Source organism: Enterococcus moraviensis ATCC BAA-383 (assembly GCF_000407445.1).
GTDB lineage: Bacteria > Bacillota > Bacilli > Lactobacillales > Enterococcaceae > Enterococcus_L > Enterococcus_L moraviensis.
This window is the reverse complement of the sequence record NZ_ASWB01000002.1, coordinates 423640-445342: the sequence shown is the minus strand read 5'-3', so window position 1 is coordinate 445342 and position 21703 is coordinate 423640. Positions and strand designations below refer to the sequence as shown.

At 34.8% G+C, this 21703-nt stretch carries 18 protein-coding genes; 6 read left to right on the top strand and 12 right to left on the bottom strand.

Annotated features, from left to right (window positions below; genetic code table 11):
* Position 1 precedes the first annotated feature (1 nt).
* Positions 2 to 1693: a dihydroxy-acid dehydratase gene (ilvD, locus tag I586_RS08125; RefSeq protein WP_010765629.1), complete on the bottom strand. Its 1692-nt coding sequence runs from the start codon at positions 1691 to 1693 to the stop codon at positions 2 to 4.
* A gap of 514 nt (positions 1694 to 2207) precedes the next feature.
* Positions 2208 to 2723 carry a hypothetical protein gene (locus I586_RS08120; RefSeq protein WP_010765630.1) on the bottom strand — a complete coding sequence of 172 codons (516 nt, stop codon included), beginning with the start codon at positions 2721 to 2723 and terminating at the stop codon, positions 2208 to 2210.
* 218 nt (positions 2724 to 2941) lie between these two features.
* Between I586_RS08120 and I586_RS08115 the strand changes: the two genes are divergently transcribed.
* From I586_RS08115 to I586_RS08105, 3 genes are all read left to right on the top strand, one after another.
* Positions 2942 to 3418, top strand: a complete 477-nt coding sequence (locus I586_RS08115) for a TM2 domain-containing protein (protein WP_010765631.1) — start codon at positions 2942 to 2944, stop codon at positions 3416 to 3418.
* 249 nt (positions 3419 to 3667) lie between these two features.
* Positions 3668 to 4261 (top strand): ATP-dependent Clp endopeptidase proteolytic subunit ClpP, encoded by a 594-nt coding sequence (gene clpP, locus I586_RS08110; RefSeq protein ID WP_010765632.1) that lies wholly within the window; start codon positions 3668 to 3670, stop codon positions 4259 to 4261.
* Between the two features lie 110 nt (positions 4262 to 4371).
* Positions 4372 to 4893, top strand: coding sequence for a DsbA family protein (locus I586_RS08105; protein ID WP_010765633.1), 522 nt, complete (start codon positions 4372 to 4374; stop codon positions 4891 to 4893).
* Positions 4894 to 4979: 86 nt separating this feature from the next.
* Here I586_RS08105 and I586_RS08100 read toward each other — a convergent pair whose 3' ends face one another.
* The 10 genes from I586_RS08100 to uvrB form a co-directional block, all read right to left on the bottom strand.
* On the bottom strand, positions 4980 to 5198 hold the full coding sequence (locus I586_RS08100; RefSeq protein ID WP_010765634.1) for a hypothetical protein: 219 nt from the start codon (positions 5196 to 5198) through the stop codon (positions 4980 to 4982).
* 48 nt (positions 5199 to 5246) lie between these two features.
* Complete coding sequence (whiA, locus tag I586_RS08095; protein ID WP_034702077.1) at positions 5247 to 6182, bottom strand: DNA-binding protein WhiA; 936 nt, start codon at positions 6180 to 6182, stop codon at positions 5247 to 5249.
* 24 nt (positions 6183 to 6206) lie between these two features.
* Complete coding sequence (locus tag I586_RS08090; RefSeq protein ID WP_010765636.1) at positions 6207 to 7205, bottom strand: gluconeogenesis factor YvcK family protein; 999 nt, start codon at positions 7203 to 7205, stop codon at positions 6207 to 6209.
* Positions 7202 to 8086 (bottom strand): RNase adapter RapZ, encoded by an 885-nt coding sequence (gene rapZ, locus I586_RS08085; RefSeq protein WP_010765637.1) that lies wholly within the window; start codon positions 8084 to 8086, stop codon positions 7202 to 7204. The genes I586_RS08090 and rapZ overlap by 4 nt, the downstream gene beginning before the upstream one ends.
* A gap of 176 nt (positions 8087 to 8262) precedes the next feature.
* Positions 8263 to 9822: a DUF4097 family beta strand repeat-containing protein gene (locus I586_RS08080; RefSeq protein WP_010765638.1), complete on the bottom strand. Its 1560-nt coding sequence runs from the start codon at positions 9820 to 9822 to the stop codon at positions 8263 to 8265.
* The gene (locus tag I586_RS08075) at positions 9809 to 10141 is read right to left on the bottom strand and encodes a PadR family transcriptional regulator (RefSeq protein WP_010765639.1); all 333 of its coding nucleotides are present in this window, start codon (positions 10139 to 10141) and stop codon (positions 9809 to 9811) included. The genes I586_RS08080 and I586_RS08075 overlap by 14 nt, the downstream gene beginning before the upstream one ends.
* Positions 10142 to 10505: 364 nt before the next feature.
* Entirely contained in the window at positions 10506 to 11342 is an 837-nt protein-coding gene (locus I586_RS08070; RefSeq protein WP_010765640.1) for a YusW family protein, read from the bottom strand.
* A 335-nt stretch (positions 11343 to 11677) separates the two neighbouring features.
* On the bottom strand, positions 11678 to 11884 hold the full coding sequence (locus tag I586_RS08065) for a hypothetical protein (RefSeq protein ID WP_010765641.1): 207 nt from the start codon (positions 11882 to 11884) through the stop codon (positions 11678 to 11680).
* A gap of 448 nt (positions 11885 to 12332) precedes the next feature.
* Entirely contained in the window at positions 12333 to 15149 is a 2817-nt protein-coding gene (uvrA, locus tag I586_RS08060) for an excinuclease ABC subunit UvrA (RefSeq protein WP_010765642.1), read from the bottom strand.
* Positions 15150 to 15180: 31 nt separating this feature from the next.
* Positions 15181 to 17175, bottom strand: a complete 1995-nt coding sequence (gene uvrB, locus I586_RS08055; RefSeq protein ID WP_010765643.1) for an excinuclease ABC subunit UvrB — start codon at positions 17173 to 17175, stop codon at positions 15181 to 15183.
* Between the two features lie 372 nt (positions 17176 to 17547).
* Here uvrB and I586_RS08050 point away from each other — a divergent pair, with 372 nt between their 5' ends.
* The 3 genes from I586_RS08050 (at position 17548) to I586_RS08040 (ending at position 21661) form a co-directional block, all read left to right on the top strand.
* A complete protein-coding gene (locus tag I586_RS08050) occupies positions 17548 to 19704 on the top strand; it encodes an amino acid ABC transporter substrate-binding protein/permease (protein WP_010765644.1) in 2157 nt (718 codons plus the stop codon).
* A gap of 1 nt (position 19705) precedes the next feature.
* Positions 19706 to 20443 carry an amino acid ABC transporter ATP-binding protein gene (locus tag I586_RS08045; RefSeq protein WP_010765645.1) on the top strand — a complete coding sequence of 246 codons (738 nt, stop codon included), beginning with the start codon at positions 19706 to 19708 and terminating at the stop codon, positions 20441 to 20443.
* 114 nt (positions 20444 to 20557) lie between these two features.
* Entirely contained in the window at positions 20558 to 21661 is a 1104-nt protein-coding gene (locus I586_RS08040) for an SLC13 family permease (RefSeq protein ID WP_010765646.1), read from the top strand.
* Positions 21662 to 21703 lie beyond the last annotated feature (42 nt).

Below are 21703 nucleotides of genomic sequence, written 5' to 3'. Positions count from 1 at the left end.
TCTAGTCTAGCAAATCTTCTGGAATCTGCATGATTCCGCCAGTATGTGCAGACGTCACCAATGCTGTATATCGGGCTAGGTATCCTGTTTTTACCTTCGCCTTAAATTTTGGTAATTGGTCATTTCGTTTCGCTAATTCTTCATCTGAAACGTGTAATTCCAGTGTTCGATTTACTAAATCTATTGAGATTTCATCCCCATCTTCAACTAACGCAATCGGACCACCAGCAGCAGCCTCTGGAGAAATATGTCCCACGGCGATTCCACGAGTTGCTCCTGAAAAACGTCCGTCTGTAATCAACGCCACATCTTTTCCAAGTCCACGTCCGACAATACTTGATGTTGGTGCTAGCATCTCTGGCATTCCAGGACCACCTTTTGGCCCTTCGTAACGAATCACAACAACATGGCCTTTTGTTACTGTATGATCATCGATTGCGGCTACAGCTTCATCATGTGAACTAAAACAAATCGCTTTTCCTACGAATTTTTTAATTGATGGGTCTACACCACCAACCTTGATCACACTTCCTTTTGGTGCAATATTTCCATATAATATCGACAAACCACCTACTGGACTGTATGGATTTTCTTTTGGATGAATAACTTCTTCGTTTTTAATCACAGCATCCTGAACATTTTCACGAATCGTTTTCCCAGTAACCGTAATACGATCTGGATGAATCGCATTGCCTAAATCGACTAACTCTTTCATGATAGCTGGAACCCCACCCGCTTCATGAACATCATGCATTGAATAAGCAGAGGATGGTGCGATTTTGGATAGATATGGAACACGTTCTGCTATAGCATTGACTTCTTCTAAGTTGTAATCGATCTCAGCTTCATTCGCTATTGCTAGTGTGTGCAAAACAGTATTAGTTGAGCCACCCATCGCCATATCTAGAGCAAAAGCATCGTCAATGGCTTCTTTTGTGATGATGTCTCTTGGTTTCACTTGATTTTTGACTAAGTCCATCAAATGAAAAGCTGATTTTCTCACGAGTTCTCGGCGCTCATCTGATACAGCCAAAATTGTTCCATTTCCTGGTAACGCCATTCCTAAAACTTCCATCAAGCAGTTCATTGAATTTGCTGTAAACATTCCCGCACATGAACCACACGTCGGACAAGCATTTTGTTCCATAAAGTTAAATTCTTCTTCAGTCATTTTCCCTTCTTTAAAGGTTCCCACAGCTTCGAACATATTAGAAAGTGTTGTCGTATGACCTCTTGGATCAACGCCTGCTTTCATTGGTCCTCCAGAGCAAAAAATTGCTGGAACATTTGTCCTAACACTTGCCATTAACATACCTGGAGTGATTTTGTCACAGTTTGGAATATAGAAAACCCCATCAAACCAATGGGCGTTGATCACTGTTTCAGCCGCATCAGCAATGATTTCTCGACTAGGTAGCGAATAACGCATCCCGATATGCCCCATGGCAATACCGTCGTCTACCCCAATCGTATTAAACTCAAAAGGAATTCCACCTGCTTCACGTATTGCTTCTTTAGCAACATCCGCCAATTCTCTTAAATGCACATGACCTGGTACAATATCAATATAAGAATTACAAATTGCGATAAATGGCTTCTGCATATCTTTAGCATTTTTTACCTGACCTGTCGCATATAATAAGCTTCTTGCAGGTGCAGCTTCGATTCCTTTTTTTATTTGGTCACTACGCATTTTTCATCCACTCCAATTCAATTGTTTACAGAAAAATTACTAATGATTTTCCTGATTCATTTTCTTAATTAATCCTTTTGCCAGTTTATAAAAATTTCTATAAAAAAGAGCATCCCATCAATTGAATGGGATGCTCTAGTAAGACCCCCATTTACCAAAGACAAACAGGACTCTAACTTCTGCGAAATTTCTCAGAGTTCTAAGTCCTACACGATAAAATAATGACTAATACGTGATTGTTGTCTGTCTTCTTCATGGTAATGGTCTCCTCTTTTAAAAAAAATCTATAAAGATTAAAATGGCATGTGATAAATCAAATCTTTTATTAACTATAAACCTATTAAATGAGAATGTCAATAAAATTTGATAAAAAGATTCAGAAAATTCAAACTACATCAGTTCTTCTTTTCTTACTTACTGTCTATTTAAAACGAAATTCCTCTAATTATCCTTAAAAGAAACTATAAAAAAACAGAGTCGCCAGACTATTCGTTTGGCGACTCTGTTTTTTTGTTTATCCTCTTTGGAAGTAATATAACGGTTTATGCGTTAAACGTTTCATTTGTCTTTTTTTATCTTCAATAATAGTAAGTAATTCTTCTGAGAAACTTTCTAAAATAATGCGACCACCTTTGTAAGTACTTCCCCCCATTGAAATCACTTCATCAGGAGTTAAAATTACTTTTCTATGCGCAATTTTTTTGAAAAACTCTTCAATTAAATAGGTTGGTAAATAGAAATTATTTTGCGCCGAGAACGATTCTAAGTAAATAAAGTCATCGATACTGATGTAGCAATCGTCCATCGACATAAAGTTTATCGTCTTATCTACATAAATATCTCTTTTTTGTAAAATCTCATTAATTTTTTTGTTTAAAAGATTCAGCGTCTCTATTTCTTTGACAAAGTTTTCTAGTTCTCGATAACGTACTGCTTTTCTTTCTTCATAGGTTACTCGTAAAGCAACACCAACCGATACAATGACTGCACCGATCAAAACGCCCGTTATACCTGCAATAAAAACAACCATAGAATTACCTCACTCTTTTCATTCATCTTTTTTCAGTATAACATACTCTTTTATGAGGACAAAAAAAAACGTTAGAGAATTACTCAATTTTTTTATTTTTTTTTTCAATTTTTGTTTTTTTAAGCGTTGCAATCTCTTTGAGAAGTATAGATTACCATGTGATTTGATGATATAATATATCCGTATTAATATTTTATATCTGAATGGGGAAGATTCTTATGGGGAAAAAAATTATTAAGTTGGATTTTGATGATGTTGTTATCGCAAATGAAGATGGGAGTACGACACGCGCAGTATATGAATGGTTTAATTTTAAACCAGAAGTTGGGGATCTTGTTGACGTGTTTGAAGATGGTGACGAATTGATCATCCACAAAGCTGAAAAAGTTGCGAGTGCGACAGATAATTTACAAGACAAGATCAATATCAACATCGTTAATGAAAATAACAATACACAATCTGTTGGTGGATACGTACAACAGGGTCGAGTAGTCAACAAATGGGTTTATTTCATTTTAGCACTTTTCTTGGGTGGAATTGGTGTTCATAAATTCTATTCTGGTTTTTCTGGAAAAGGGATCATGTATCTTGTATTCTCTTGGACTTTAATTCCTGCTATTATTGCTTTTTTCACATCAATCATGACTTTATTAAAACCAGCAGACCAAAATGGGAATATCGTTGTAACGTCATAATAGACGCTAGACAAACTATCTATTTTTTGAGTTAACAGAACTAATTCTTTTCTATAATTAGTTTTAAATAGTGGAGCAAAACGAATTTCGTTTTTGCTTCATTTTTTTGTAAAAAAAACACCTTTATCATTGAAATTATAGTGCATTAACGTTGACCTTTTTTGACCAATAAAGTATACTTTTTTTAAGCATTAAGGTATGCTTTGTGATAAAATGATTTGAAGAGTTTTTATATAGGAGGAATATACTATGAATTTAATACCAACAGTCATTGAACAGTCATCTCGTGGAGAAAGAGCTTATGATATTTATTCACGACTATTAAAAGATAGAATCATTATGCTAAGTGGTCCAATCGATGATAATGTAGCGAACTCAGTCATTGCTCAATTATTATTTTTAGATGCGCAAGACTCTGAAAAAGATATCTACATTTATATCAATTCTCCAGGTGGAAGTGTTTCTGCTGGATTAGCTATTTTCGATACAATGAATTTCGTTAAAGCGGATGTACAGACAATTGTTCTTGGCATGGCAGCTTCTATGGGAAGCTTCTTATTAACAGCAGGTACAAAAGGCAAACGTTTTGCTTTACCCAATGCTGAAATCATGATTCATCAACCACTTGGTGGTGCTCAAGGTCAAGCAACTGAGATTGAAATTGCAGCTAAACATATTCTTGATACTCGTGATCGCTTGAATAAAATCTTAGCTGAACGTACTGGGCAACCACTTGAAGTGATTGAACGCGATACAGATCGTGATAACTTTATGACGGCTCAACAAGCGAAAGAATACGGTTTGATTGATGAAGTAATGGAAAATAGCAGTTCTTTGAGCTAATCCAAACATTTATGCCCAAAATTTCTTTAGAGATTTTTGGGCATTTTTATTTAAACGGAAGTCAAAAAGCGCTACACTAAAGGTAGAAGAAATGAAAGGATGTTACAAAAATGGATATTTCAGTTATTGATGCAACAAAAGTTACAACAAAAAACGGTCTAGCAATTGGTAAAGACTCTGCTCCTATTAAAATGGTAGAATTTATGAATGTTCGCTGTCCCTATTGCAAAAAATGGTTTGAAGAGTCTTTTGATTTATTGAATGAATATGTTAAAGCGGGAAAAGTTCAACGAATCATCAAACTGTTGGATAAAGAAAAAGAAAGTTTGCAACGTGGTAATGTAATGCATCATCATATCAATTATGATTTGCCTGAAAAAGGGCTAACCGATCTAAAACAAATGTATGATACACAAGATCAATGGGGACACCTTTCATTAGAAGATGTTGCCGTATTTGCAGAAGATAATCTACAATTACCTAAAAAAGAAGAACCTACGATTGTTCAAGCTGTCATTGAGGAAGCGCAAGCTGCGAATATCAAATTCGTTCCAACGATCGTGATTGGTGAACATATCTTCGATGAATCTATTACAAAAGATGAATTGATTCGCTATTTAGAAGGAAAATAAAGAAATGAGCCTGAAACATAACTAAAAAAGTTGTGTTTCAGGCTTTTAGTATCCGAATAAACGGTGAATGCAGAAGCAACTCCTACTTATTTCTCGGAGTCAAACCTTTCTGCCCCATCCTCATTTTTATTTTTTAAATGATTTGGATTGGCTTTTTCTTTGGCAGAAGAATCTTCTAATTCTTTTCCAGCATCTTCTCCAAAACTTAAAATTTTATCTACATCTTCTTTACCTAGAAACGTTCCTAGCCCTTCTCCAAGTTGCTTGATTTGTCTCATAATAAAATCTTTGTCTTCTACGCCCATCATTTCTCACCAAACTTTCAGCTATGTCATCATAGCAATCCCAAACGACTACGCACTTTTTTCTCTTAGTTTATCCGCAAATTCATTGATTTTCCGAATTCGATGATTGATTCCAGATTTTGAAATAGCTCCTGATGGAATCATTTCACCTAATTCTTTGAGGCTTACTTCGGGATATTCTAAACGCAACTCTGCAATTTCCTGCAATTTGCCAGGCAAAGCTGTCAAACCTACCATACTTTCGATATATTGAATATTTTCGATTTGCTTTGATGCCGCATCGATTGTTTTGTTTAGATTAGCTGTCTCACAATTGACCAAACGGTTCACTGAATTACGCATATCACGGACAATTCTGACATCTTCAAATTTTAACATTGAATTCGTTGCGCCGATCAACGTCAGAAAATCAGCAATTCGTTCTGCCCCTTTTAGATAGGAAATGTATCCATTTCTACGCTCCAAGGTTCTTGCATTTAAATCATAATAGTTCAGCATCTGACAAATATCATCATTGTGCTCTTCATAAATCGAAAATATTTCCAAATGATAACGGCTTGTTTCTGGATTATTAACTGATCCTGAAGCCATGAATGCGCCCCTTAAATACGATCTCATTTTTTGTGCATTCCCCATAATATCATCAGAAACATGCGTATTGAACATCATTCCATCTAAAATATCTAAGTCAGCAAGCACATTTTTCGTTCCTTGTTTTAATCTTACAATATAGACATTATTCTTTTTTAACTTCATTTTCTTTCGAACTAACAGTTCTGAGCGAACATCGTAATGATCTTTTAAAAGAGAATAGATTCGTCTAGCGATTGCTGCATTTTCTGTTTGAACGTTCAATACAAACTGCTGATTCACAATACTTAATGATCCATTCATTCGAATTAAAGCAGCTAGTTCCGCTCGAGCATGTTCTCGATGTACTTCTAAAGTAGTCAGCTCTTTTTTTACATCCGATGCAAAAGACACTCTCATCGCCTCCTCTCTTACTCTTTAGTATCTTGCGCCAAATACGATACGGAATAGTTCATCTACAACTTTATCTCCGTCATGAAAAACGCCACCGTCTCGCAATTTCAAAAAATCTGTTGAAATCACACGACAGCCTTCATCCCTTAATTTTTTAAAATCATGCTCTACTTGAACAAGATATTCATCGTAAATTTCCGGATCCATATAACCATCTGGTACATTTTCAGTATTCACTAAAACAGTATCCACAAACTTACTATTAAGATGTTCATGTAACACACAAACATGATCAGCATCTGAAAAATGTTCTGTTTCTCCTTTTTGCGTCATAATATTGCAGATATAAACGACTTCCCCTTCAGCATTAATGATCGCGTCTCCAATTTCACTAATGACTAAGTTGGGTAAAATGCTTGTAAACATGCTACCTGGTCCTAAAACGATCATATCGGCTTCTTCAATCGCTTTAACTACTTTTCTAGCAGCTTTTGGTTGTTCATCGTCATTGGTATTTGTGACAAAAACGTGGTCAATTGTTTTTCGATCAACCGCAATATTCGATTCACCAACAGCAACCGTTCCATCTTTAAACACGGCATGAAGAGTCAGTGGTCTTTCTGATGAAGGATAGACATGCCCATCGACATGCATCATTTTTGAAAGCAGCTGGATTGCTTCATACGTACTGCCGCGCATCTCTGAGACTGCTGCAATAATTAAGTTTCCAATGGCATGATTGGCAAAATATTTATCCGATTTATCAAATCGATATTGGAATATATCTTCGTATAATTGTGGCATGTCAGATAACGCGACCAATACATTACGTAGGTCTCCTGGTGGTGTCATATTCATTGATTCTCTAATTTCACCACTACTTCCCCCATCATCCGCAACAGTCACTACTGCAGTGATATCTGCACTCTGATTGCGTAAACTTTTAAGAATAACGGGTAGACCTGTTCCACCACCTACCACAACAATTTTAGGTTTTCTGATACGGTATGTTTTCATTTTCATGAGCGATTCACCGTCTCTTTGCGTTTTCCTTTATCGCGATGTGTAATATTTACATGGTACGCTTGTTCAAGTTCTTGCCCTACACGTTCTGTTAAGGCAACAGAACGATGTTGACCACCTGTACAGCCGATTGCGATCGTAATACTTGATTTTCCTTCTTTTTCATAACCGGGCATCACATTTTTTAGTAGGTCAATAAAACGTGTATAAAAGCTTTCAGTCTCAGGAAAACTCATTACATAATCATAAACAGATGGATCTTGGCCCGTTAATGGTCTTAATTCTGGAATATAATGAGGGTTTGGTAAAAAACGAACGTCCATAACGATATCTGCATCGATCGGCAATCCATATTTAAATCCAAATGAAACTAATTCTACACGAAATTCATGCGTATCTCTTGATTTAAATTCTTCATTGATTCTTTCTCTTAATTGTCTAGGTGACAACTCTGTCGTATCGATAACGACTTGGGCATCCCCTTTGATTTCTTCAAGAATTGCCCGTTCTTTTCTAATGCCTTCTGTGATTAGTCCATCCATTGCTAAAGGATGCGCACGGCGTGTTTCTTTATAGCGAGAGACAAGCTCTTCATCCGTAGCATCTAAGAACATAATCGTTGTATCGATTAAATTCGTATTTTCAAGTTCTACCAACATATCTTGAATCTCTCTAAAGAAATTACGTGAGCGTAAATCGATTACTAACGCAATTTTGGTTACTTTTCCTGATTCCTTGATTAATTCCCAAAATTTAGGAATCAAACTTGGGGGCATGTTATCGATACAAAAATACCCCATATCTTCAAAACTTTGAATGGCCACAGTTTTGCCTGCTCCGCTCATTCCAGTGATTATAACTAATTGTAAATTATCAGCCATTTTTTAGCGCTCCTTCGGAAACATTTTATTAATTATATCACCCCGGGCGTATCAAAGAAAGCTTTTCAGCTAATTCTAAGACCTCATTCAAACATTCTTAGGAATTTACGCTTATTATTCGTTCAAAAAAGGAGCAAAGTTTACTAATGGACTTTGCTCTTTCAAATTCGATTCATTTATTGTTCATATTTTCCATTTTTTTGAATAATCCGAATGTCTCCAGATTCCGTTTTAATTGAAACTTTATGAGATGCATCTTTTTTATTTTCAAAATCATTACTAACTTTACCTGATTTACTTGATACATTAAACGCAACAGTTGAATTATAATTTTGAACCCATTTAACAATCCCAGTGTCACTAATAATTGTCGCATCTAGTGGATCTTTTTCAGAGATAATAACTTGTCCCTTTTTATTTTCTAGTTTGAGGCTTCCTTGAATATCTGTTAAAACAAGCTTTCCATTAATATTTTTGATAGTCGTATCACCAATTTGTTTTTCAATTACTGAAATACCTTCTATATTTGAAACCGTCAATAAATCTAGCATGCTTGAGCTGACGATATTTTTACCTTTTTCATTGCTAACTTTCAATTCTTTACTTGTCAGATCATTTAAGTTGATTAAGCCTGTTTTAGAGGTCACGTCTATTGTCCCTTGACCTTCTTTTAAAATAGACTTACCATGTTTGTTATCGATCTTTATATCAGCATAAAAACCACTAAGCATAGTATCTGCCTTTTCACTTTGAATCTCGATATTGTCACTATAAATATCATTTAGATTTATCTCACCATTGTCAATTTCAACAGATAATTTACCCGCTTGTATGTGACTTAGCATTACCGTTCCATGGTTGATGGTAAATGAAAAATCATTAAATTCAGCATTTTGTGGTAAATAAAAAATCACTTCATTTTTCTTCATTTTTTTTAAAGGAGAAAATCCATCCTTTTTCCCAATTAGAAGTGTCGTTTTGTTGTCTGAACGATCGACTAAATTTTTTTGATCCGTTTTTTTCAAGTATGCTTCAATCTCAACTTTAGGTACTTCACCTTCACCTATAGGGATTGTACTGATCTCAACAGGATATTCAGAAAGTAAGCTCATTTCATTTTTTTCTAAATCGTTCAGTTCAAATACTTCTTCATAGTATTTTCCTTCATAATACCAATGACCACTTAGGAAAATACCGCCACTCAAAACTAAACTAATGATACTAAGTAGGTAAATTCCTTGAATATGTATGACCTGCTTCCCCTTGAGAGAGTTAATCAGATAATATAAAATACATATGAAAAAAATAGCTAAACTAATAGGTCCAATAGCAAAAAACTTTTCTTGAACAGCATAAATCAGAGCAAATCCAACTAAATAGATTACTAAGATTGAAGTCAAAGCCGTCAAGAGAACATATAAAACTGTTTTCACTTTCTTTAATTGCTTTTTTCTCTTTAGTTTCCGATCCTTTTTATACACTTTTTTTACATCTTCAACTGCAATAATGTCAGTTTCTGCTTTCAAGGCTTTATCTAATCTTTTATCTTCATAGAAGGAAGCCGCAATTGTTTCTGGCGCACCTAAACCTGTCAAGATTTCTTGCTCTGTTTTCCCTTCTTCCAACTGAATCTCTATTTGTTCTAATAAGTCTTCTTTTATTTCATTAAAAGAATCTATATCACTCTCTAAAAAATGAGATTTCATTTCCTCAAAGAAATTCTCAATCCTCTTCATTATCTTCCTCCATTTTTATCAACGATACATTTTTCACAAAAATAGTCCACTCTGACTCTAAATCAGTTAAATATTCCCTACCCTCACTTGTGATTTTATAGTATTTTCTTGCGGGGCCATTGGAAGACTCTTTTAAATAGGTTTCACAGTATCCTTCTTTGACCAACCTTCTTAAAATTGGATACAATGCACCTTCTGTCAATGAAATATATTTATCCACTTTTTGTGTTAACTCATAGCCATAACGATCTCTATTCTGTAATAGGTACAGCACACACAGCTCTAAAACACCTTTTTTAAACTGATTAGTTTTCCCCAACTCAGATTGCCGCCTTCCCAATGTTACGATTTCTTTTTGAACTCTACTGCTTAGTTTAACTTATTTTTATTATAAGTGAAAGAGCTTATATTCTATAAAAGAAAGAGAGTTGCTTAGATCGTACTTTATTAGCAAGTATTTTCAAACTTCTATCGAATGAACGTCACTTTTTTCTAGTTACTTATACGAAAAAGTGGATGATACAAAACGTAAACTGTTTTGTATCATCCACTAAGATTTCATCAAAAATATAACGCTATATTTTTGACTAGACTGAATTGTATTCTCATTACTTTTGATGATATGCCATACAAGATGCATTGTTTACTTTAATTTCTAAAATTAAAGTATCCCTTGAACTTAATTATTTGATTTTAAAATCAACTTTTGATTTGTCAGCAAATTTCACTTTAAAGTCAAATTTTTTGAAGTTTTGAGATGCACCCAATTTATTGATTACATGGTTTTTGATTTGAGCTTGGCTACTGTTTTTAGCATCTAATCCTTCAAAAACAGCTTCGATTGTTTTTTGAGCTTTAGCGCCTTCAGTTTTTTCACCTGTAAATTCGTTAACATATTTAGCTTTTACAGTTCCATTTGATTTTACTTCATATTTGAATTCAATATCTTTGTTTTTGTATTCAACATCAACATCGATTTCTTTAACTAATTTGCTTAGAGTTCCTTTGTTGCTTTCTTCATTTGATTCTGAAGTTGACTCATCTGTATCGCCAGTTTCTCCAGTATTTGGTTCTTCTGTTGAAGATTCGCCTGTTCCAGGATTTGTTACTTCACCAGTTGTGCCGATATTTACAGAACTGAAGTAAGGTTTATTGATTGTTACTACTTTTAAAGATAATGCTTCGTTGTGTGCAATATCAGTTAAAATACCAACTGCTTGGTATTGGCTATCAGCAAAACGTTTAGCGATTTTATTAGCATCAGCTGCATTGTAGCCTAATTTTTCCCAAGCTTTTGCTTGTTTTAGTGCAGTATACATTTTGTTTACAGTAGTTGCATTTAATTGTACATTTGTTGCTTGTTTCAAATCATCTTTTGTGAAACTAACGATTTTTTCATATGTAGTTTCAGAAATTACAGTTGCTGCACTTGCTGACACTGCTCCTACAAATGGTGCTGCTCCTATTGATAAAGCTACTCCTGCTACTAATAATGATTTTGTTAAGTGTGTCATTTTCATTATGATCTTTCTTTCCTATTTCATTTCCTTTTTTTTGTAGTTGTTATTTCTCAATAACTAACTTACAACAGTAATATACATTCTATAGTACTGGAAGTCAACCAAATATTTGAACAAAATTACAATAACACGATATTAATCCAATTTAATTGATATATAACTGGTTAAACATACAAAAAACGCAATAAAAACGATATTTCAAATAAATAAATTTATAGATACCATTTTGATACTAAAATAAGAGACTAGCGTTGTTCACGCTAGTCTCTTATTTCACATTAGTCAGCTTTTGTCTTTTAATAGGCTGATTAAATTACTTCTATATAATGGGTAAATTATGCGTCTTCAATAACATCAAAATAATCTAAACTCAAAATCGGATCATCACAATTTATAGCTGGACGATCTGATGGATGGCATTTAACAACTCTAACTTGTACATCATCTTCTTTTTTAGAGATAGCTTCTCCTACAAAAAACCAAGAAAAATTTGATCCATGGCAAACATAATAGGCGCCAATTCTAACTTCTCTCTTTTCCAAGAAAAAATCATCCTTTCGTACTTTTTTGTTAAGTATAGAATATCATGATTTCAAAAAAAAAATCACTCAACTTACGTATAGATACTTCCTTTTTTTGACTATTTTTAAAATAAAGTGATTAAAAAACATATGTTTTAGCATTTTTTATTATTTTTTTCTCATTTTTATTTATTATATAATTTACTATATTTTTTTTCAATTAAAAATACTTTTTTTACACAAAAAAAAGAAAGACACGTCCCTTTAAATAGAAGGACGTGCATTTCTTTTTTGAACGGATTATTTATAGAAGGAAAGATATATACCAATTAGGTTGAACAATATATCTATCTGATTGTGATTTTACTTCAAGTATCTGAATAAATCAATGCCGTTAGACATTTTTGTCTTAAACTTCATATTTTCTTTAAAAACAATGAAATTACTTTCAAAAATGGAGTATACCAATTTATAAAACACGCGACAGATATTTACCTGTATAACTCTCTTTCACTTTAGCAATTTCTTCTGGAGTCCCTGTTGCGACAATCGTTCCGCCACCATCTCCACCTTCTGGCCCTAAATCAATGACATGATCTGCTGATTTAATCACATCCAAGTTATGTTCAATAACAAGAACCGTATTACCAGCTTCAACTAATCGTTCTAACACGAGTAGTAATCGCGCAATATCATCAGTATGCAAGCCAGTTGTTGGTTCATCTAAAATGTAGAAATTTTTACCGTTTGAATTTTTATGGAGCTCGCTCGCTAATTTCATCCGTTGGGCTTCCCCACCTGATAACGTAGTAGCTGGCTGACCTAACGTTACATACCCCAACCCTACATCAACGATTGTTTTTAATTTACGATGGATTTTTGGAATATGTTTAAAGAATTCTACTGCATCTTCCACTGTTAAATCCAAGATATCAGAAATATTCTTTCCTTTATAGTGAACTTCTAGTGTTTCAGAATTGTATCGTTTACCATGACAAACTTCACATGGAACATAAACATCAGGCAAAAAGTGCATCTCGATTTTAATAATCCCATCTCCACGACAAGCTTCACATCGACCACCTTTTACGTTAAAGCTAAAACGACCTTTTTTGTATCCACGTACTTTTGCTTCGTTAGTCTTTGCAAATAAGTCACGAATGTCATCAAAGACACTTGTATAGGTTGCTGGGTTACTTCTTGGAGTACGACCGATTGGGCTTTGATCGATATCGATAATTTTTTCAATATGCTTGTATCCAGTAATACTCTTATGTTTACCAGGTTTATTAGAATTACGATTGATTTTTTGTGCTAAGGCTTTTTTCAAGATTTGATTAACTAGGGTACTTTTCCCCGATCCTGAAACTCCAGTAACTGCCACAAATTCCCCCAATGGAAATTCAACGGTGACATTCTTTAAATTATTTTCAGTCGCACCTGTAACTTTGATTTTTTTACCATTGCCCGTACGGCGTTCTTTAGGCACAGGAATCACTTTTTTACCAGAAAGATATTGACCCGTTAACGAGTTAGGATTTTTTGCTACTTCATCTGGTGTTCCTGATGCAACGATTTCCCCACCTAAATGACCAGCACCAGGTCCAACATCAATCAGATAATCAGAAGCTCGCATCGTATCTTCATCATGTTCAACCACAATCAATGTATTGCCTAAATCACGCATTTTTTTCAGTGATTCGATCAGACGATCATTATCTCGTTGATGTAATCCAATCGACGGCTCATCTAAAATGTACAATACACCAGATAAGTTTGATCCAATTTGAGTAGCCAAACGAATTCTCTGTGCTTCTCCACCTGATAATGTTCCGGCCGCCCGACTAAGTGTTAGATAATCCAGCCCTACATTTTTTAAAAAGTTTAAACGATCTTCTACTTCTTTCAAAATGGGTTTGGCAATGATTTGTTCTTGTTCCGATAATGTGACAGTCTCGAAAAACTTCACTGCATTTTTAATCGCGAGTTCACTGACTTGCCCAATATTCGTATTGTCGATTTTAACGGACAATGCTTGGGGATTCAAACGATAGCCTTTACAGGTTTGACAAGTTAATTCTGTCATATATAAACGCATTTGGTCACGTGTGAAATCACTATTGGTTTCATGGTAGCGACGTTTGATATTGGTTATAACACCTTCAAAAGGTACCTCAACATCACGAACACCACCGAAATCATTTTCATAATGAAAATGGAATGGTTCTCCGTTTGAACCATTTAAAATAATTTCTTGATGTTCTTCTGGTAGATCTATGAATGGTGTATCCATATCAATATTGAAGCTTTCAGCTGCTTGTTCCAACATTTGAGGATAGTATTGAGAGCTAATTGGGTTCCAAGGTGCGATTGCACCTTCCCGTAATGTCTTTGTTGAATCAGGAATTACTAAGTCACGATCGACCTCTAATTTAATTCCAAGTCCGTCACAATCAGGACATGCTCCAAACGGCGCATTAAAAGAGAATAATCTTGGCTCTAGCTCACCTACAGTAAACCCACAGTACGGACACGCATAATGCTCACTGAATAACATTTCTTCTTCGCCAATTACATCAACCAAAGCATAACCATCCGCTAAACGTAAGGCAGCTTCAAATGAATCGAATAAACGAGAACGAATGCCTTCTTTTACCACAATTCGGTCAATAACGATCGCAATATCATGCTTTTTATTTTTTTCAAGTTCAGGTGCTTCAGTTACATCATAAGTTTCACCATCCACACGCATCCTTACGTAGCCTTCTCTTTGAATCATCTCAAAAACTTTTTTATGCTGCCCTTTTTTCTTAACGATTACAGGTGCTAAAACTTGAAGTTTTGATTTTTCTGGTAACTCTAATACTTTATCTACCATTTGTTCAACAGATTGACTTGTGATTTCAGTACCATCGTTAGGACAAATAGGATGGCCTACCCGAGCGAACAAAAGTCTCAAATAATCATTGATTTCCGTTACCGTACCTACTGTTGAACGTGGATTTTTACTTGTTGTTTTTTGATCGATAGAAATAGCTGGACTCAATCCATCAATACTGTCCACGTCAGGTTTATCCATTTGACCTAAAAATTGTCTAGCATATGCTGAAAGACTTTCGACATAACGTCGTTGGCCTTCTGCATATAAGGTATCAAATGCTAACGAGCTTTTTCCAGAACCTGATAATCCAGTAACCACAACCATTTTGTCACGAGGTATGGTAACATCTATATCTTTTAAATTATGTGCGCGCGCGCCATGAATGACGATTTTATCATTTGCCATTATTTATCTCCTTTGCTGTGAAACACAGCTTTTATTCTGCAGCTTTTAATTCCAAAATCGTATCTCTAAGTGTAGCTGCTGTTTCAAAGTCCAATGCTTTAGCTGCATCTCGCATTTCTTTTTCTAGTTTCATCAATAAATCAGCTTTTTCTTGACGACTCAATTCATGATAAGATTTATCAATTTTGATTGTTTCACCTTTTTCATTGGTTTTAGAAATTGAAATCAATTCACGAATTTCTTTAATGATAGTTTTTGGTGTGATGCCATGTTCTTCATTGTATTTTTCTTGGATTGAACGACGTCGAGCGGTTTCGTCCATTGCTTTTTGCATTGAATCTGTGATTTTATCAGCATACATAATAACTCTTCCGTCTGAATTACGAGCGGCACGTCCAATCGTTTGGATCAATGAACGTTCACTTCTCAAGAATCCTTCTTTATCTGCATCTAAAATCGCAATCAATGATACCTCTGGCACATCTAGCCCTTCACGAAGTAAATTGATTCCAATCAATACATCGAACTCACCTAAACGTAAATCGCGAATAATCTCTGTTCGCTCTAATGTTTTGATGTCACTATGGAGATATTTCACTTTTATTCCTAACTCTTTGAGATAGTCTGTTAAATCTTCAGACATCTTTTTAGTTAAGGTCGTAATAAATACGCGTTGATCTTTTTCTACACGATCATGAATTTCGCCAACTAAATCATCAATTTGACCCATAATCGGACGTACCTCGATCAATGGATCTAACAATCCTGTAGGTCGAATGATTTGTGGAATTACCGTATCCGTTTGTTCATGTTCATATGGTCCAGGTGTTGCTGAAACATAAACTACTTGATGGACATGCTCTTCAAATTCTTCAAGACGTAATGGACGATTGTCTAAAGCGCTTGGCAAACGGAATCCATAATCTACCAACATTTGTTTTCTAGCACGGTCACCGTTGTACATACCACGTATTTGTGGCATTGAGACATGGGACTCATCAATCACAAGTAAAAAATCATCTGGAAAAAAATCAATCAAGGTATACGGTGGTTCTCCTTCAGAACGACCATCCATATGACGTGAATAATTTTCAATACCAGATGTATAGCCCATCTCTCGCATCATTTCGATATCATAATTTGTCCGTTGTTCGAGGCGTTGCGCTTCTAATAATTTATTTTCGCTACGTAAAACGGTTAAACGTGCGTCCAATTCTTCTTGTATTTGCGAAATCGCATGTTCCATATGATCTTCATTGGTCACAAAGTGAGTTGCTGGAAAAATGGCCACATGTTCTGTTTCGCCGATTACTTCGCCAGTTAGCGCATCGACTTCTCTTATACGCTCGATTTCATCACCAAAAAACTCGACCCTTAATGCATGATCGTCTCGGGAAGCTGGGAAAATTTCCACAACATCTCCTCGTACACGAAAACGGCCACGCTGAAAATCAATGTCATTCCGTTCAAACTGAATATTTACTAAATCGGTCAATAATCTACTACGATCCATTTCCATCCCTACACGAATAGACACAACTTGTTCGCTGTACTCTTTAGGATCTCCTAAACCAAAAATACATGACACCGAAGCGATCACAATAACATCATTACGTTCTAATAATGAACTCGTCGCTGAATGTCGTAGTTTATCAATTTCGTCATTGATACTTGCATCTTTTTCTATATATGTATCACTGGATGGGACATATGCTTCTGGTTGATAATAATCATAATAACTAACAAAATACTCGACCGCGTTATTAGGGAAGAATTCTTTAAATTCTCCATAAAGCTGTCCAGCTAATGTTTTATTATGAGCAATAACCAATGTTGGCTTATTGACTTCTTTTATGACATTAGAAATCGTGAAGGTCTTCCCTGTTCCTGTTGCACCAAGCAAAATTTGGGCTTTTTCTCCGCCTTCGATTCCTTCAACTAATCGTTTGATTGCTTCTGGTTGGTCTCCATCAGGCTTATATTTTGATACTAAGTCAAATGTATTGGAGGTCTCTCTTTCTATCATTCAACATCCTCCTCTTACTTCATTTAATTGTGGATTCAATTCAATATCAACAATTTTTACATCTATTTGTTTAAAAGAATCTCTTGTCATTATTTTATCATACCGAACATATTTTCGCTAGTTTTAGAATGGTTTACGTATACGCAATTTTGACTAATTTATATTTTATTTAATTTTTTGTTTGCCTATGATAGAGGTAAAATTCGTTTCATTTTTTGTTCATCACTTCTTTATTCCATTCTTAACATGTAATGTTTCCTAACATAAGATGTAAGGAAATGAGTTTTTTTTACGTTTATCATTGTGAATGACTTGTGTTTTTGCCTTTTCTTACTATATAATTATTCAATATGCAAATATAGGAGGTATTTTATGAAAAGGAAACACTTTTTACTTTCATTCATTGTGATGATGGCAAGTCTACTGACATTTACTCTTGGGCAGACTGCTCAAGCTGAGGAAAAAACATATAATATAGGAACAGATTTGACTTTCGCCCCTTTTGAATTCCAAGATTCTAAAGGCGAGTATGTTGGTATCGATGTAGATTTGCTTCAAGCAATCGCAAAAGATCAAGATTTTAAAGTAAATCTTAAACCACTGGGCTTTGACAGCGCGATACAAGCTGTGCAGTCAAAACAAGTGGATGGTATGATCGCTGGTATGAGTATCACCGATGAACGCAAGAAGTCATTTGATTTCTCAGAACCTTATTTCGATAGTGGGTTACAAATGGCTGTCAAAAAAGGCAATGATAAAATCAAAGGTTATGAAGATTTAAAAGGAAAAACAGTAGCAGCAAAAGTTGGGACAGAAAGTGCTACTTTCTTAGAGAAAAATCAAGAAAAATATGGCTTTACTATCAAAAACTTTGATGACGCAACAGGTCTTTATCAAGCACTAGAAAATGGCGAAGCTGATGCGATCTTCGATGACTACCCCGTTTTGGGTTATGCCATTACAAATGGGCAAAAACTTCAATTAGTGGGTAAAAAAGAAACAGGTAGTTCTTATGGGTTTGCTGTTAAAAAAGGGCAAAACAAAGAATTGATCGAAAAATTCAACGCTGGATTGAAAGAATTAAAAAGTTCAGGTAAGTATGATGAAATTATCAGTAAGTATATTTCCACTGGAACTGAAACAACTGATACTGATTCTAAAATGAAAAAGATTCAACCTAAAAAAGACACATATGTAATTGCAAGTGACTCAACATTTGCTCCATTTGAATTTCAAAATTCTGATGGTAAATATGAAGGTATTGATGTTGATTTAGTTAATCGAATCGCAGAATTACAAGATTTCACTATTGAATTTAAATTTATCGGCTTTAGTTCTGCCGTTCAAGCGGTTGAGTCAGGTCAAGCGGATGCAATGATTGCTGGAATGACGATTACTGATGAACGTGAGAAATCATTTGACTTCTCTACTCCTTATTTTAATAGCGGTATTCAAATTGCTGTCAAAAAAGGCAATGATAACATTCATTCTTATAAAGACTTAAAAGACAAAAAAGTGGGCGCTAAAATTGGTACGGAAAGTGCTGATTTCCTTGAAGCGAATAAAGATAAGTATGGTTACTCCATCAAATATCTAGATACGACAGATGCACTATACAGCGCTCTTGAAATCAATGAGATCGATGCAATGATGGATGACTATCCAGTTATTGGTTACGGCGTTGCTCAAAAACAACCATTAATTACTCCGATTCCTCGTGAAGAAGGCGGAAAATATGGTTTTGCAGTGAAAAAAGGAAAAAATCCAGAGTTGATTCAAATGTTCAATGAAGGATTAGCAGAATTAAAACGAACTGGTGAATACGATGAAATCATCGGAAAGTATGTAAAAGACGGCTCTACTGAAAACAAAGTAGACGAATCAACGTTTGTTGGTATGATCCAAAACAACTGGAAACGTCTATTGAACGGCTTATGGATGACGATTCAATTAACGCTGATTTCCTTTATTTTAGCATTAATCGTTGGTGTACTTTTCGGATTATTTAGTGCTTCTCCATCAAAAACATTACGTGTAATTTCAACGATTTATGTGGATATCATCCGTGGTATTCCTTTAATGGTTTTAGCATTCTTTATCTACTTCGGTTTACCAGGAATCTTAGGTTTCAACATTCCTGTTTTCCTAGCGGGGATCATTACGCTGACTTTAAATGCAAGTGCGTATATTTCTGAAATTGTCCGAGGTGGGATCAAGGCTGTACCTGTTGGCCAAATGGAAGCCTCACGTAGCTTGGGTCTTTCGTATAACCGTACAATGCAAAAAATCATTTTACCACAAGCAATCAAAATCATGATTCCATCATTCGTCAATCAATTTGTTATTTCTTTAAAAGATACAACGATTCTTTCTGCAATCGGTTTGATCGAGTTATTGCAAACAGGGAAAATCATCGTTGCTAGAAACTTACAAAGTACAATGGTTTACTTTGTTATCGCAATGATGTACCTGATCTTGATTACAGCCTTGACGAAATTAGCTAAAGTTTTGGAAAAGAAGGTGAAATAATATGGCTGAAAAAATTCTAGTAGAACATCTAGTAAAAAAATATGGTGATAATACCGTTCTTAATGATATCAATGTATCCATTCAAGAAGGCGATGTTGTTTGTGTCATCGGCCCTTCAGGTTCTGGTAAAAGTACCTTTCTGCGTTGTCTAAACCAACTGGAAGAAGCAACAAGCGGTGATATCATCATCGATGGTGCAAACTTAACTGATAAAAACACGAACATCAACAAAGTGCGTCAGCATATTGGCATGGTATTTCAACATTTTAATTTGTTCCCTCACTTGTCAATCATGGAAAATATTACTTTAGCACCAACTGATTTAGGCCGCCTTTCAAAAAAGGAAGCCGAAGAAAAAGCAATTCAACTTTTAGATACAGTTGGTTTAGCTGATAAAAAAGATAGTTATCCAGAATCATTATCTGGTGGACAAAAACAGCGCGTGGCAATCGCTCGCGCCTTAGCAATGAATCCAGACATCATGTTGTTCGACGAACCAACTTCTGCACTCGATCCAGAAATGGTCGGTGATGTACTGAACGTTATGAAAAAACTAGCAAAACAAGGCATGACAATGGTCATCGTAACCCATGAAATGGGATTTGCTAAAGAAGTAGCAAATCGTGTCATGTTTATCGATGGTGGTAATTTCTTGGAAGACGGTTCACCACAGCAAATCTTTGAAAATCCGCAAAATGAACGGACGAAAGATTTCTTGGATAAAGTACTCAATATTTGATTAAAAAAGATGGATTGTCTCTGTTACAGAGCAATCTATCTTTTTTTACTTTACACTTGATAATTTAGTCTATTTAAAGTAAATTTGAACAGACTACAAAAGGAGCGTTGTGAAATGAAACGAGTTTACACTTTTTTTGCAGAGGATGTATTATTTTCACTGTCCTTTGTGATTGCTATGATTAGTTTTGCATTTGGTAAATTTTCATTTGGTTCAATTGATTTTAAAGTTATTTTTTGTTTATTGGGTTTGATGCTTTTTGTAAAAAATCTGGAGAAATTAGGGATTTTAACCTATCTAGCTGATAAGATGATTGATTTTTCTGCCACTACTCGTAGCCTAATTCGAAACATAACCATCTTGTCATTTTTCAGTTCTATGGTTTTGACCAATGATGTTGCGATTCTTACGTTGATGCCAATTTACTTAACGATCATCAAAAAATTTTCAAAAATGGAGAACAAGATTTTAGGTGCTGTCTTACTGATTATTGCAGCAAACTTAGGGAGTAGCTTCTTCCCTTTTGGCAATCCACAAAACTTGTTTTTATTTTCCTATTATTCTCTTTCTACTTTGTCTTTTTTCAAGTGGTCGATTGTTCTACTTTTGGCTTCAACACTGATTTTAATGTTTTCTTTTTTGTTCATAAAAAAAAGACCACTTCCTCCACAACATAATTTCGTTCCAGCAATCAACAAAAAGAAACTATTTTTTTTAAGCATGGTTGGTAGCTTCATTCTTTTAGGCGTTTTTAATGTCATCCCTTATTATTTCGTCATTCCAACCGCTGTCGTTCTTCTAACCATTTATGATAGAGATATGCTTACACAAATCGATTATAAATTATTATGGACGTTTATTTTTTTCTTTATTGCCGTTGGAAATTTTGCTCAAGTAGAAGTACTTTCCAGTTTCATAAAAGAGCAATTTACGACCAGTACACGTACTTTTTTTGGTAGTATTTTTGTCAGCCAATTCATCAGTAATGTTCCTGCTGCTATTTTGATTGCACCATTTACAGAACAGTCTCAGGCGCTTTTTTGGGGGCTTAACGTGGGAGGTTTGGGAACTATTATTGCTTCATTAGCAAATTTAATAGGTTTTAAATTATATAAAGAGTATTATCCTAAGCAATCAAACGCATTTCTTTTACAATTTACTGCTGTAAACTTTGTTTTTTTACTCTGCTTTATCTTATTTTTTACTTTTATAGTATAAAAAAAGATTCGAAACAAACCGACGTATCGTTTTGTTTCGAAT